This is a genomic window from Larkinella arboricola, assembly GCF_003259745.1.
GTDB classification, from domain to species: domain Bacteria; phylum Bacteroidota; class Bacteroidia; order Cytophagales; family Spirosomataceae; genus Larkinella; species Larkinella arboricola.
The window spans coordinates 1,653,905-1,668,384 of record NZ_QLMC01000001.1; the positions used below are offsets into that span (position 1 = coordinate 1,653,905).

At 52.8% G+C, this 14,480-nt stretch carries 8 protein-coding genes; 5 read left to right on the forward strand and 3 right to left on the reverse strand.

The genetic code is table 11. From position 1 onward, the window contains the following. Positions 1–15 precede the first annotated feature (15 nt). Together LX87_RS06530 and LX87_RS06535 are read right to left on the reverse strand one after the other, a co-directional pair. Positions 16–1,431 carry a RagB/SusD family nutrient uptake outer membrane protein gene (locus LX87_RS06530; protein WP_111627319.1) on the reverse strand — a complete coding sequence of 472 codons (1,416 nt, stop codon included), beginning with the start codon at positions 1,429–1,431 and terminating at the stop codon, positions 16–18. Between the two features lie 13 nt (positions 1,432–1,444). Next, positions 1,445–4,546, reverse strand: coding sequence for a SusC/RagA family TonB-linked outer membrane protein (locus LX87_RS06535; RefSeq protein ID WP_111627320.1), 3,102 nt, complete (start codon positions 4,544–4,546; stop codon positions 1,445–1,447). Between the two features lie 415 nt (positions 4,547–4,961). Between LX87_RS06535 and LX87_RS06540 the strand changes: the two genes are divergently transcribed. The 3 genes from LX87_RS06540 (at position 4,962) to LX87_RS06550 (ending at position 9,014) form a co-directional block, all read left to right on the forward strand. Continuing rightward, a complete protein-coding gene (locus LX87_RS06540) occupies positions 4,962–5,993 on the forward strand; it encodes a LacI family DNA-binding transcriptional regulator (RefSeq protein ID WP_111627321.1) in 1,032 nt (343 codons plus the stop codon). A 126-nt stretch (positions 5,994–6,119) separates the two neighbouring features. After that, on the forward strand, positions 6,120–6,674 hold the full coding sequence (locus LX87_RS06545; protein ID WP_111627322.1) for a dihydrofolate reductase family protein: 555 nt from the start codon (positions 6,120–6,122) through the stop codon (positions 6,672–6,674). Between the two features lie 240 nt (positions 6,675–6,914). Further along, positions 6,915–9,014 (forward strand): right-handed parallel beta-helix repeat-containing protein, encoded by a 2,100-nt coding sequence (locus LX87_RS06550; protein WP_111627323.1) that lies wholly within the window; start codon positions 6,915–6,917, stop codon positions 9,012–9,014. 13 nt (positions 9,015–9,027) lie between these two features. On the opposite strand, the gene LX87_RS06555 is transcribed toward LX87_RS06550, so the two are convergent. Next, the gene (locus tag LX87_RS06555) at positions 9,028–9,711 is read right to left on the reverse strand and encodes an RNA polymerase sigma-70 factor (RefSeq protein ID WP_229310563.1); all 684 of its coding nucleotides are present in this window, start codon (positions 9,709–9,711) and stop codon (positions 9,028–9,030) included. A gap of 208 nt (positions 9,712–9,919) precedes the next feature. Between LX87_RS06555 and LX87_RS06560 the strand changes: the two genes are divergently transcribed. Together LX87_RS06560 and LX87_RS06565 are read left to right on the forward strand one after the other, a co-directional pair. Continuing rightward, positions 9,920–10,921: a FecR family protein gene (locus tag LX87_RS06560; protein ID WP_111627324.1), complete on the forward strand. Its 1,002-nt coding sequence runs from the start codon at positions 9,920–9,922 to the stop codon at positions 10,919–10,921. Positions 10,922–10,972: 51 nt separating this feature from the next. After that, positions 10,973–14,470 carry a SusC/RagA family TonB-linked outer membrane protein gene (locus LX87_RS06565; protein WP_229310564.1) on the forward strand — a complete coding sequence of 1,166 codons (3,498 nt, stop codon included), beginning with the start codon at positions 10,973–10,975 and terminating at the stop codon, positions 14,468–14,470. The last annotated feature ends 10 nt before the right edge of the window (positions 14,471–14,480 follow it).

Sequence of the window (14,480 nt, forward strand, 5' to 3'; positions counted from 1 at the left end):
ACGGCTGGCTTAAAATCAATAGCCCGGATTTTGGGGTAAAAGATTCGGGTTGAGCATGATTTCGGTGATCGGCACCGGCAGCAACGGTTTTTTGTCAACCCCCAGTACGGCTTTGGCCCGACCCGTCCGGAGCAGGTCATACCAGCGGTGGCCTTCAAAACACAGTTCCACAAAGCGTTCCTGTTCGATGGCCAGCAGGAGGGCTTCTTTGGTGGTTGCGCTTGTATTGGCAAGTCCGGCCCGGTTGCGAATCTGGTTCACCAGCCGGGCGGCTTCGGTGGTTTTGCCCAACTGCGCCAGGGCCTCAGCCTGCATCAGAATGACGTCCGCCAGCCGCAGGAAGATGTAATTGCTGTCGCTAAAACGAGCGTTGCCGATTACGGTTCCCTGGTATTTGGCAACCGTGGGCAGGTTCGGAAACTGATCGGTCTGCGGATTACTCAGGTAAAAGGTAGCCGCCTTGCGCAAATCGCCCGGTTCAAAGGCTTCTACCAGTTTCGGCGACGGGATCAGCGTCTGATTTCCACCGGTTTGTACTTTACTGCTGCGGGGCATGAAGTAGGCCGAAAGACCGTTGGTTTCCTGATTGGCATTGTTGTACTGGAGTTCAAAGATGGATTCAGTGGTATTTTTGGCCGTAAAAAGGGTGCCGTAATTCGCGCCGGATACCAGCGAATAAGTGGGGTTGGCAATGACGTTGGCGGCATAATCGGCGGCTAATTGCCATTCATTGGTCTGATTATACGAACTCCGCCAGAGGTAGACTTTGCTCAGTAATGCCTGAGCGGCTCCCTTCGTGGCCCGGCCCCGGGTTTCGATGGTCGATGCGTACGTAACCGGCAGGAGCTTTTCGGCTTCTTTCAGGTCGGCCAGAATCTGCTCCTGAATCTTGTCGGCGGGGGTTCTTGGCAAATGCAAGTCTTTGTCCAGCGACGTGGTCGGTTCCAGCACGAGCGGCACGGCGCCCCAGAGCCGGACCAGAAAGAAATAATTGAACGCCCGCAAAAAATAGGCTTCTCCCATAATCCGGTCGCGAATGCTGGCAATGGTGGGACTCTTGATGTTGGGAACCTGCGCCAGCACGTTGTTCACCCGGTTGATGCCCGAATAAAAGCTGCCCCAAGTGGCAAAACCGCTGCTGTTGCTGATGTTGTCGTTTTGAAAATCAAGCACACCGGGGTCCGTCACACCAATCGTTTCGACGGGCACTTTGAGGTTATCGGCGCGGGCGTCGCCCCAGACCACCCGGCGCGTATCGTCGCCCTGCAAGGCATCGTAGGCGGCAATAATGGCTGCTTCGGCATCGGCGGCATTCTGAAAAAATGACCCCTGCGTCAGGGCGCTTGGCGGTACCTGGTCGAGTACGTCGGTACACCCGCTGGCCAGACTCAGCAGGATGACGGTCAATAGGGTATTAAGAAAATTTTTCATGGTCAAGGTCAGGTTAGAAGCCGAGGTTTAAGCCAAAGGTGAAGGTGCGAACCTGCGGGTAAGTACCGAGGTCGATGCCTTGCAGGAGCGGAAGACTGCTCCGGAAATTGACTTCGGGATCAAGACCGAGGTATTTCGTGAACGTGAACAGGTTCTGGCCGGAAACATACACCCGCAGGCTTTCCGCTTTGATGCGTTTCAGGATGGTCGGCGGAACGGTATAGCCGAGCGTAGCGGTTTTTATACGCAGGTACGAACCGTCTTCAATCCAGCGGGTAGACGGAACCCCGTTGCGGGCGATGGTGCTGGGGGTGCCGCGCGGTACGTCGGTGATGTCGCCCTGTTTGCGCCAGCTCCGGAGCACTTCGGTCGTAGCCGCATTATAGACAAAACTCCGGTTTGATGACTGCCGGGTCTGGTTGTAAATGTCGTTGCCGTAGGACCACTGCATGAAAACCGACAGATCGAACCCTTTGAACGAGAAGTTATTGGTCAAACCGCCCGTAAACTTGGGGTTGGCATTGCCAATGAGCGTCCGGTCGTCAGCATTGATGACGCCATCGCCGTTCAGGTCCACGTAAATCATGTCACCCGCTTCGTAGAGCGGACCGGTTTTGCTGCCATCCCGCAGATTGGCGGCTTTCGCTTCTTCCGAGGTCGCATACACCCGCCCGGTGTAGAGCAGGCCGTAGAAAACCCCGATGGGTTCGCCCACCCGACCGATACCAACGGGCCGTTCGCTGAAATACACGGCATCGGCGCTGCTCTGGATGATGTCGGCGTTGTTATTGGAAAGTTTAATGATCTTGTTCCGGTTGAACGAAAGATTAAAGCTGGTGCTCCATTTAAAACCACCCGTCGCGCCCGAGCCGGTAAGATTCTGGCTGAAAATGCTGAATTCAAGTCCTTTGTTTTGGGTGTTGCCCACATTTTGCAAGGCAGAACTGAAACCCGACGTGGTGGGTAAATTGACGGACAGGAGCAGGTCGTTCGTCTTTTTCAGATACGCGTCGGCGGTGAAAGCAATGCGGTCGTTCAAAAACGAAATGTCAAGCCCGATATCCGACTGCGTGGTCGATTCCCAACTCAACGACGGGTTGGGCACTGCCGAGAGCGCAATACCGGATTTGCCGATGTAGTTGCGTCCGGTACTGTACAGGCCCTGCGCGCCGTAATCACTGATGGACTGATTGCCGACGACGCCGACGCTGGCCCTCAGTTTCAGGTCGTTAATAAACGGAAGGCCCTGCATGAACGGTTCCTGCGAAAGCCGCCAGCCTGCTGATACCGCCGGAAACCAGCCCCACTTGTTGTCGGCCCCGAACCGCGAAGAACCGTCCCGGCGCAGGGTAGCAGCCAGCAGGTACTTGTCGTTGTAACTGTAATTGACACGGGCAAAGTACGAAGCCAGCCCCCAGGCTGATTTGCTGCTCGATGCCCCCGTTGCCGTAGCCGCTGCGTTCAGGGTCGGAATGTTGTCGGTTGCCCCCTGATTGGCAGCTGCCGACAGGTTGAACAGGCGCGTTTCCTGCACACTATACCCCAACAGGCCCGACAGGTTGTGCGAACCGAACGACCGGTTATAGTTGAGCGTGTTTTCGCTGATCCAGCTTGACACGTCGGCATAGGAAGCCGTTGCGGGCCGGGCTCCTCCGCCCTGGATGGTGCTGGGAATGAAATTTTCGTCGCGGGTGCCCGAGTAGTCGATGTTTAGCGTCGAGCGGAATGTCAGGTTTTTCAGGATTTCATAGTCGGCGTAAACATTGCCCAGCAGCCGGTTCACGACTGCAAACGAAACGCTCTGCGTCGCCAGCGCCACCGGATTCGGGCGTTGAATCTGATCGACAAAAGTGTAGGAGCCATCGGGGTTATAAACCGGTGAAAACGGCAGCATCCGGAGCGCGTTGGTCAGCACGGCATTGTTGTCGTCGCCTTCCGGAACACGGTCGCGCTTGGCCGTAGACAGCAGGATATTTGCCCCGGTTTTGAAGCGGGAAGACGCCTGATGGTCGATGCTGAACCGCCCGCGGTAGGTTCGGTAACCCGAGCTGATCACGACGCCTTTCTGGTCGTACAGCCCCAGGCTAGCCGCGTAGGTCGTTTTGTCGTTACCACCCCGTAGCGACAGTTCGTAATTGGAAACCGGGGCGGTCCGGAACAGTTCATTCTGCCAGTTGGTGTCGTAAACCGGGGTGTCGCCGTTGAACAGGGTATCCAGGCCCAGCCGTACTTCGGGCACACCCGCGTTTTGCACGGCATTCAGGATGTAATCCCGCTCCTGCACGGCATTGAGCATCGGAATCTGCTTGCGGACTTCCGCAAAACCGGTGTAGGCGCTGAAGTTGACGGAAGTTTTGCCCGCTTTGCCGCGTTTGGTCGTAATGATAATAACGCCGTTGGCACCCCGCGCTCCGTATATGGCCGACGCCGACGCGTCTTTCAGCACCTCCATCGACTGGATGTCGTTGGGGTTCACGACGTTGATGTTGCCCGTAATCGGAACACCGTCAACAATATAAAGTGGGCTGTTGCCCGCGTTGAGCGACGTAATGCCCCGGATTTTGACGGTTGGGCTACCGCCTGGTGATCCGCTATTCTGCACAATTTCGACCCCAGCGACCCGGCCCTGCAACGCTTCAATCGGTCCGGGAACGGGCAGATTTTCAAGCTCTTTGCCTTTCACGGAAGCGACGGATCCCGTCAGTTCCCGGCGCTGCTGGGTACCGTAGCCAACGACCACCACCTCGCCGAGCGCTTTGGTATCCGCTTTTAGCGACACATTAATGGTGGTGCGATTGCCGACCGGCATTTCCTGCTTCTCGTAACCAACCGAACTGAATACCAGAACGGCATTGCCGTCGGGAACGCTGATGCTGAACTGACCGGATTCGCTGGTTGTGGTGCCGAGCGTGGTTCCTTTGACGGCCACTGTGACACCCGGCAATGTTTCGCCATTTTCGGCAGTCACGGTTCCTTTGATGGAAATGGCGATTGGTTTGACCGACGGCTTGCTGAACCGCAACGTCGGATTACGGGCCAGCAGTGGATGGCTGATGGGGCTAAACGCGAGCAGCAGCAGGGGTAGCCATCGTACCTTATTTAGATTTATTTTCATAATGGTAAAGAGTTAGGATAGTTCAATTATCTGCCTGGTCATTAGAGTCAGGGCTGAACAGTTGATTTCAATAAAACCGCCTTGCTAATCCGTCTTTTGTTGAATTATTTCTGAATTTATATGAATAAATTCGAGAGGTGGAAATGGGGAGTGGTCTTGCTTTGGAAAAAACGTTTCCGGAAACGTTGCCGGAAAAGAAAAATAGAGCCTTTGCTTCGAAACACCGTTTGGAATGGCTGAAACCCGACTGCCCCAGGAGAAAATAGGAAAAGTTATAAATTCGTTGGCGTCCAGTGCGCTATTCAGAAGTGACCAGAGTAAAGAAGAAACGGTAGGCAGGAGAAAAACCGGTGAAACCGGCGTGAGTAGCTTCCGGGAGGTTTATCTTTAAGAAAGTGAAGAAGCCCGAAACCGTATGCGAAGTAAACAACCAACCATCTGGGATATTGCCATCAAACTGAACGTTTCTATCTCGACCGTTTCGCGGGCGTTACGGAATGCGCCGGATATCAATCCGGATACAAAAAAAGCCGTGCTGGATCTGGCGCACGAACTGGATTATCAACCCAACACCATTGCCACCAGTCTGCGGAAAAATAAAACCGACATCATCGGCGTACTGGTACCGGAGTTTGTGCACGCTTATTTCCCGAGCGTCATTTTGGGGGTGCAGGAGGTGGCCAATGCCGCCGGATACAAGGTCATGATTGGGCAGTCGAACGAGTCGCTGGAAATTGAGAAACATAATTTACAGGCCATGCTGTCGAGCCGGGTGGATGGCGTAATTATGGCCATTACGCGGGAAACGAATGAGTATGAGCACATTCTGGCCGCCCAGCGGAAAGGCTTGCCGGTGGTATTTTTCAACCGGATTGTCGATGAACTGCCCGGTTCGAAAGTGCTGGTCGATGATTACCGGGGGGCGTTTCGGGCGGTGGAACACCTGATCCAGACGGGCTGTCGGCGGATTGCCCACCTGGCCGGCCCCGAAAACCTGACGATGAGCCGCAACCGGCTGAATGGGTACATCGATGCGCTGAAAGCGCACCAGTTTCCGGTCGATGAGTCGATTATTATGCCCTGCGATTTTATTGAGGGCCGCGCCCGCGCCTGTACGCAGCAGTTGCTGGATGGGCCCAATCGACCCGATGCGTTGTTTGCCGTCAATGACCCCACGGCCATTGGGGCCCTGGTTTGCATTCAGGAAAATGGTTTGTCGATTCCGGATGATATTTCGCTGGTGGGGTTTTCCAACGCGCCCCACAGTGCTTTTGTGACGCCCCCGATGACGGCGGTGGTGCAGCCAACAAACGAAATTGGCCGGGTGGCCGCCCGGTTGCTGCTGCGGCAAATTGAAGAAGGCGCGGCTTTTGTGCCCGAAACCCAGACGCTGGATACCACGCTGGTCATTCGCAAATCAACGCATCCGGTTTTGAAAACCGTCTGAAGGGAACAGGTGCGTCGGGAGGCTGAAATCATACCCTGAACTGTCGCAATTACCCCCCATCAAAGGCATAAAAATAACCCATTCCGAAGACGCACACCGGCTATTTTTGTCAAAAACAATGCGACCATGAGAAAGCTAAAACTTCAAGTACAGATGACCGTTGATGGATACATAGCCGGACCCAATGGCGAAATGGACTGGCTGATTTACGATTGGGATGAGGAACTGAAAAAGTATGTAACCCAACTAACCGAACCGGTTGACTGCATCGTACTGGGGCGAAAACTGGCTCAGGGTTTCATCCCCCATTGGGCGTCTCACCCCGAACTGGAGGGCGCCGATAAATTCAACAGCACAGAGAAAGTCGTTTTTACCAAAGGGCTTGACCAGTCGGAATGGGACCATACCGTTCTGGCAAAAGGCGACCTTGCGGACGAAATTACCACGCTGAAAAAGCAGGACGGTCAGGATATCATCGTGTATGGCGGGGCGACGTTCGTATCGGCACTCATCAAACAGGGTCTGATTGACGAATATCATCTATTCATTAATCCGACGGCGATTGGTTCCGGAATGCCCATTTTCCGGGAACTGAACGGCAAACAACCGCTGACACTGGTAAAATCGACGGCTTTTGACTGCGGCATTGTTGTGCTTCATTACGAACTGAAAAATTCCTGAAATAACGCCATCAATTCAGCTAGCCGACAACCTGATGTTTACTCAGGTTGTCGGTTTCAGCAGACATTGGTTTTACTGGCGAAATACCTTGAGTGTTATCCGGCTGGAGCCGCTGGTGATTCGGAGGAACAACAAGCCGGGACGAAATGGAAATATATCGAGGCCGTATAGTGAGTTTATGGTGTACGAATAGTAAGAAAGCACTTCAAGGCGCTTTTGAACCTAGTCTACTCCTGAACCATGCGTAAAACCGTCCCTCTTTTTTTATTGGCCAGCCTGTGGCTGATTGACTCGTTCGCCCAAACGATTTACGTAGCTCCGTCGGGTAACGACCGGAACCCCGGCACGCTTCAGAAGCCGCTGGCCACCCTGACCGCTGCCCGCAACCGCGCCCGGCTGTTGCGACGGCAGAAACCGCCCGTTAAACCGGTGGAAATTGTGGTGCGGAAAGGAGAGTATCTGCTGGATGAACCGCTGATGCTGACGGCTGAGGATTCGGGTTCGGAAAAGGCTCCGCTGGTGTTTAAAGGTGAAGCGGGGAGTATGCCGATTTTTTACGGCGGCATTCGGCTGAAAGGCTTCGAGAAAGTGTCGGATAGTCTCTGGAAAACCGAGGTGCCGGAAGTTCGGCGGTTTGGCTGGGTATTTGAACAATTGTACGTCAACGGTCAGCGGGCTGTGCGGGCTAAAACGCCCAACGACGGTTTTTTTCAGCCGAAAGCCGTCACCGAAACGATCTTGCATAAAGGAAAGGGCCGAGCTCCCGAACTGGCCGCTCAGAAAGTTACCGTTCCGCTCGAAGTACTGCCCTGGCTGACCAGCCTGTCGGAAGCCGAGCTGAACCGCGCCGTTGTGACGTTCTATCACCATTGGGACAACACCCGCAAACCGATTCTTTCGGTTAGTCAGGCCGATACGGCGATCTACATGACCGGCGGGGGGATGAAGCCCTGGAACCCCATAACCCGCCATTCGCTGTTTGAAATCGAGAACCTGAAAGCTGCGCTGGATGCGCCCGGCGAGTGGTTTCTCGAACCCACCGGTACGCTGTATTACCGCCCACGACCCGGCGAAACCATCGCCAAAACAACGTGTTTTGCGCCAGTTAACGAGAAATTCGTGATTGTCAAGGGCGACGAAAAAGAAGGAAAACGGGTCAGAAATGTTCGGTTTGAAAACCTGTCGTTTCAGGTGGCCGGGTACCGGATGCCGGTTTCTGGCGTGGAACCCGAGCAGGCGGCTGCCTCCATCGAAGCCACGGTGCAACTGGATTTTGCTGACCAGATTAGCTTCATCAACTGCGAAATTGCCCATACCGGCGGCAGTGCCATCTGGTTCCGGCGGGCCTGCGCCAACGGGCGGGTCGAACGGTGTTACCTGCACGATCTGGGGGCGAGTGGGGTCAAGATTGGCGAAACCGTCATCCGGCCCGATTCGTCGGAACTGACGCACCACATTACCGTCGATAACAACATTCTGCATTCAGGTGGGCACGTGTTTCCCTGCGCCGTGGCGCTGATCATTTTTAACGGTCGGGATAATGCTCTGACGCACAACGAAGTGGCCGATTTCCGGTATTCCGGCGTATCGGTCGGATGGGTGTGGGGCTATGCATTTAGCCCGTCCAAACGCAACCGGGTCGAATACAACCACATCCACCACCTGGGCTGGGGTGTTCTGAGCGATATGGGCGGGGTCTATACGCTCGGCATGTCGGAGGGTACGGTAGTGTCCAACAACGTCATTCACCACATTTACGCGTTCGATTACGGCGGCTGGGGGCTGTATACCGATGAAGGTTCGACGGGAATTGTGATGGAAAATAATCTGGTGTATGCCTGCAAAAGTTCGGGTTTTCACCAGCACTACGGCCGGGAAAACATCATTCGCAACAACATTTTTGCCGACAATATCAAGGCGCAGCTTCAGGGCACGCGCGTCGAACCGCACCGGTCGTTTTCGTTTACCAATAACATTGTGTATTTCGATAAAGGTACACTGCTGAGTAGTAACTGGCATAAATTTAACCTGACATCGGACCTGAACTGTTACTGGGATGCCCGGACGAAAGAGCCGGCATTTGGCAAACTGACCGTGCAGGAGTGGCAGCAGGCCGGTAAGGATCAGCGCTCGATTGTGGCCGATCCGGGTTTTGCCAATCCGGCGGCCCATGATTTCCGGTTAACCAATACCGAGGTGGTTCAAAAGATTGGTTTCAAACCGTTTGATTACAGCAAGGCGGGCGTTTATGGCTCCATTGCCTGGAAAAACAAGGCGGTGATGGATTCGGCGGTCGCCCAGGAATTTGATGAAATGGTGGCCCGGCACGAGAAAAAATAAGGCGAGGGGACTGTTATAAAAACCAGTAGCTTAGCAACATTCCCCAAATGGTGTCCTGTCGGAGTGCCTTCCGCAACGATGCCAGCGCCTTGCTCATGTGGGCTTCCACGGTTTTGAGCGTAATCTGAAGTTCCTCGGCAATCAACTGGTATTTTTTTCCTTCGAAGCGGTTCATCATAAACACTTTCTGGTTCTGGGGCGACATCCGGCAAATGACTTCCTCCACTTTATGGAGCAGTTCATCGTAATTCATGATGTCTTCCGGGGTTTGCGAAGCCGTTGAAAAAGCTCCCTGATCCAACTCCGCCGATTCCAGATTGGTTAGATTGGCTTCATGGCAAAACTCGCGTTGTAAATAGTTCAGGCTGCGGTGCCGGACGGTGGTATAAAGGTAGGCCCGGTATGAGGTCGTGATGTGCCGGTGAAGCTCCTTTTGCCAGAAGGTATAAAAAACATCACTGACCAGGTCACGCGCTACTTCCCGTGAATAGACGAAGCGGATGGCATGGCTGCACAACGGCCCGTAATACTCCCGAAACAGCAATTCGCACCCCTTGCTGGGGTCCTGCTCGAATGCTTTTCGAATGAAAAGCTCCTCATTGGACATCGCTACGGGCTCGTCCGGCAAATCCGTATCGGACGGTTTCACCAACTGGGGGCCGGAAAAGGAAACCGTATGGAGAAGGTCTGTGTTCACGCGGGAGTTTTGCTTTACCCTTTCTACCTACTAAGACCCAAATTCCGGAATCTACCCTAATGGCAAATCAGATTTTTCTGAAAAAAAATCTTCAAAAAATAACACTGGTTCCCAAAGACGTTACTACCCGGTTTTCTAAAAAAATAAAGCAAACGGTATTAGGGTAAAGGATTTATTTTGGGTCTTCCCATCAGAAGACAATGACCCAATGGAGTCTAAAATTTCCAAAAGCATATTGCGGGCGTATTTTGCCGGGCGGGCTACTCCCCTCCAGAAACAGCTTGTTGCTGAGTTTCTGCGGGAGGAGGCCAACCGTGAAACGTTCTACCGCGCCCTGCACGAGTGGGAGAAGGAAAATGCCCAGTTTTTGCCGGACGTGATGAGCGATTTTCAACGATTAAGGGCCCAGATGGAGCAAGGTAGAAACCCCGAAGAAACCGCTGGCGAGACTCTTGAGACACCTGTTGTCCGGCGTCCGTTTCTGAGTTACTGGCTGGCGGCTGCTTCCGTCGGATTGGTGGTATTACTCAGCTGGTGGCAACGGGAACGGCTTTTATACCGAACTTATTCAACAGCGTATGGCCAGATTCAAACCATCTATTTGCCGGACAGCAGCCGGGTGACGCTCAATGCCAACTCGACGCTGAAGGTTCCGCGCTTTGCGGTTTTCAAGGATACACGGGAAGTGAAGCTGGCGGGTGAAGCGGAGTTCTCGGTGGTTCATACGCATGATAATCGACGCTTTCTGGTGCACACGCCCGATCAACTGGAAGTGGAAGTGCTAGGAACCGAATTCATTGTTTACAGCCGAAACCGGGGTTCCAAAGTTGTTCTGAACCGGGGAAAAGTAAAGCTACGGTCTCTGAAAGACAAGCGGCAGAAACCGTTGGCAATCCGCCCCGGCGACGTAGTGATCGTTACTAAACAAGGCACGTTCAATTTACAGCGTCAACAAGCCGTTGCCGAACATACGGCCTGGAAAGAACACCGGTTTGTTTTTAACCGAACACCGCTGGCCGACATTGTCCGTCAGATTCACGAACAGTTTGGGGTTACGGTATTGATTCCGGATGCCGAGCTGGCCGCTCATCAGTTGTCGGGGAATTACCCGGCGCAGAATGCCAACGACCTGCTCGAGATGATGACCCGATTGCTCAACTTACGACTTCAGCATCAGAACGATACGCTGGTTCTTTCACGGGATCAGTAGACCGGTTTGCTTTTCAATTGTCCTGTAATAGTTTCCTAAACCTTAATTAGTATGAACCAACCCCTACATTTTATGGCTTCGTGGACCGTTGGCCTGGCGTTGCTGGCGCTTTACCCCACGGTATCGCACAGCCAGACGCTAGCTTACCACACGGTTCCGCGGCAGGAAGTACCCAGTCGTCCGTCGCAGGTCCGGCTGCGGGATGTGTTGCTGGAATTACAGAACCAATACCGCGTCAACATCGTCTTCGATGAAAAAGCGCTGGAAGGTATTACGGTTGATAAACAGCTCATGAACCGTAATACGGGCCTCTCTCAGAAATTAAATATACTGTTGAAAAACAGCGGTTTACGGCTTGAGAAAACGAAGAAGGACACTTACCTCATTCTGCCCGGCAAAGAAGCCGATCGCACCGAAGTCTCCTTACCGGCTTTACCCGGTCAAGTGGCCAGGCAAAACTCATTTGCTTCGCTCGCGCCAATGAGCATTAGCAGCCCGGTGAGTATTCAGGCCGTTCGGATACAGGTTAGCGGACAGATCAAAGATGAAAATGATCAGGGGCTGCCAGGGGTCAATGTAACCGAAAAAGGAACGGCCAATGGTACCACCACCGATGCGGACGGAAACTACAAACTTTCTGTAGTTGGGGCTGGTAGTGTTCTGGTATTCAGTTTTTTAGGATATGTTTCCCAGGAGAAAACCGTAGGGTCGAATTCAACGATCAGTGTGAGCTTGGTGCCCGACGTTAAATCGCTCTCAGAGGTCGTGGTGGTGGGCTACGGTACGCAGAAAAAATCGGATCTGACCGGTTCCATTTCATCTGTTAAAGCGGACGAAATCAAGAATTTGCCGGTTCGCTCCGTGGTGGAAGCCTTGCAGGGCCGGGCTGCCGGGGTTATGGTCAATAAAGATAGTGGCCGACCCGGTTCTGGCTCCCAGATCATTATTCGGGGTGTCGGCTCGATCAACGGTCTGAATCCGCTGTTCGTGATCGACGGTGTACCCCGCGGAAACTCCACGTCGTTCAACCCGCGCGATGTCGAGTCAATTGAAATTATCAAAGATGCCAGTGCGGCTGCCATTTACGGGGCCCAAGCTGCGGGTGGCGTTGTGTTGATTACAACCAAGCGCGGTTCATACGATCAGAAAACGAACATCAATTTTAGTTCGAATACCGGTGTTCGGCAGATTGCGCGGACGTATGAAATGCTCCAGACACCGGATTACATCCGCGCCCGGCGCGGCATCGGGCAGGACTACGGGCTTTGGAATAATCAGAACTTGCCGAATACCAACTGGTTCGATGAATTGTTTCAGAACGGCATGGAGCAAACGTACATGCTGTCGGTGAGTGGGGGAACCAGCAAGGCCAAGTATTACCTGTCTGGCGGGTATGAACGCGAAGACGGGATTCAGAAACAGAATTACTGGGAACGGTATTCGTTGCGAATCAATGCCGATTACAAGTTGAGCAAGCGGTTTACGTTCGGTCATCAGTTGTATTTATCCAAGGTGCGGGAGAACCCCGCTACCCGGAACATTCCCTGGCGTACACTGCCGTATATGGCCATTCGGAATGAGGATGGCACCTTTGCCAGAGTGCCATCCGAGGTGGAGTTTTCGGGCGATAACGATGTAGCCGCGCTGGCGTATATGCACCGGAAAAACGGTGGTATCGGCCTGGATGCCAACCTTTATTTTGATTGGGAAATCATCAACGGACTCACCTTTCGGACCACCGCCGGAGCCGGTTTAGGCGCTAGCTTCGAAGATAGTTTTACCGAACGAAATGACTTGAAACGAACCGCAACGGTCGAAAGTTATTCGAAATCATCCAGCTACAGCGAAAGTTACGTGTTGTCCAGCCAGTTGACGTATGGACGGGTTTTTGGCGGAAAACACGATGTCAAGGTGATGGCCGGGTACGAAATCCGGAACTCCTTTAGCTCCGGTCTGAACGCAACGGCATCGGGTTTCCCGGTGAAGGTCGCCGAGTCGTTTGGCTTATCGACCAACCCGAATAAAACGGCGGGTGGTTCGCTTGGGTATGGCGGTTTGCTCTCGCAGTTCGGACGGATTAACTACGTTTTTAACGACAAATACCTGTTTACGGCCAACGTGCGTCGCGATGGTTCACCCAAGTTTGCTCCGGCTAACCGCTGGGGTGTTTTTCCGTCGGTTTCGGCTGGTTGGAAAATCAACGAAGAAGCTTTTTTTCAGAACCTGAACGGGAATGTGATCACGCTTCTGAAACCGCGTGTGAGCTGGGGGATTCTGGGTAATGATGCGGCCATTGGCAACTTTGCCTACCTGCCTTCGTACCAGTTAGTTCAGCAACACAGCTTTGATGAAACCAACATTATTGGCGGTTTTAATTCCACTAAAGTAGTGAATGAAAAAATCAAGTGGGAAGAAATACATACCATTAATGTGGGGTTAGATGTCAACTTATTCCGGGATAAACTTTCGTTCTCGGCCGATTATTATAGCCGCGATACGCGCAATATGTTATACAACTTGCCAACCCCGCTTTCGTCCGGTATTGCCAACTTTAATTCTGCTACCAGTACGATGCCGGTAAACATCGGGAAAATCTCGAATAAGGGGTGGGAATTGAGCGCAACTTTCCGGGATACCAAAGGCGGTTTTACGTATAATGTATCCGGCAATGTGTCGCACAACCGGAATAACGTAGTCGATCTGGGTTTGCCAACTGCTTATATCTACAGCGGTAGCCTGGATTTTATGAGCGGAAACTCGCCCTTTAAAACGGTTAATGGTCAGCCAATTGGTCAGATTTATGGGTTGATTACCGAGGGACTGATTCAAAGCCAGTCCGAGATGGATGCCTTAAACGGAACAGCCACACAGAAGGCGCTGGCAGCCGGTGATATCAAACCCGGACAGGTAGCGTATTACAACCATCAATATACCGGAGCGGGTGATTTTAAATACAAAGACTTGAACGGCGATGGGAAGATTAACGACAACGACCGCACATTCATTGGCAATCCCTGGCCGAAGTTTCAATACGGTTTTAACCTGCAACTGGGCTGGAAAGGCTTTGATGTGATGGCACAGATTATCGGTGTTGCCGGTCGCGATGTGATTAACGGTTCGTCGATTTTTGAGCGGTCTTTTCAACAGGATTATCAGTCGACGTATGACATTTTTAATGCGTCTTATTTTCTCGGCAATGGCCTGACGGACCAACCACGGTTAGGCTTGACCGATCCTGCCAATCCGAAAAAGTTTATTCTCGATCCCAGCCGAAATTATTCGTGGTATTCTTCTTATTATGTTGAGGATGGGTCATACGTGAAAATCAAAAATCTGGCAATTGGTTATACGGTTCCGGCCAGCCTGGCCAACCGGATTAAAATGAACCGCATCCGGGTTTACGTGACCGGCCAGAACCTGATTACGTTTACAAAATTCACCGGTCTTGATCCGGAATTTTCGAATGATGTAAAAAATCACGGGCTATACGGAATTACTATGTACCCGCAAACCAAGCTGTTTTCGGCGGGTCTGGAGCTTGGTTTTTAATCGCCCTTAT

Coding starts and splice junctions, on each gene's coding strand:
- LX87_RS06535 (WP_111627320.1), bottom strand. CDS start 4,546: ATGAAAATAAATCTAAATAAGGTACGATGGCTACCCCTGCTGCTGCTC.
- LX87_RS06530 (WP_111627319.1), bottom strand. CDS start 1,431: ATGAAAAATTTTCTTAATACCCTATTGACCGTCATCCTGCTGAGTCTG.
- LX87_RS06550 (WP_111627323.1), top strand. CDS start 6,915: ATGCGTAAAACCGTCCCTCTTTTTTTATTGGCCAGCCTGTGGCTGATT.
- LX87_RS06540 (WP_111627321.1), top strand. CDS start 4,962: ATGCGAAGTAAACAACCAACCATCTGGGATATTGCCATCAAACTGAAC.
- LX87_RS06545 (WP_111627322.1), top strand. CDS start 6,120: ATGAGAAAGCTAAAACTTCAAGTACAGATGACCGTTGATGGATACATA.
- LX87_RS06565 (WP_229310564.1), top strand. CDS start 10,973: ATGAACCAACCCCTACATTTTATGGCTTCGTGGACCGTTGGCCTGGCG.
- LX87_RS06560 (WP_111627324.1), top strand. CDS start 9,920: ATGGAGTCTAAAATTTCCAAAAGCATATTGCGGGCGTATTTTGCCGGG.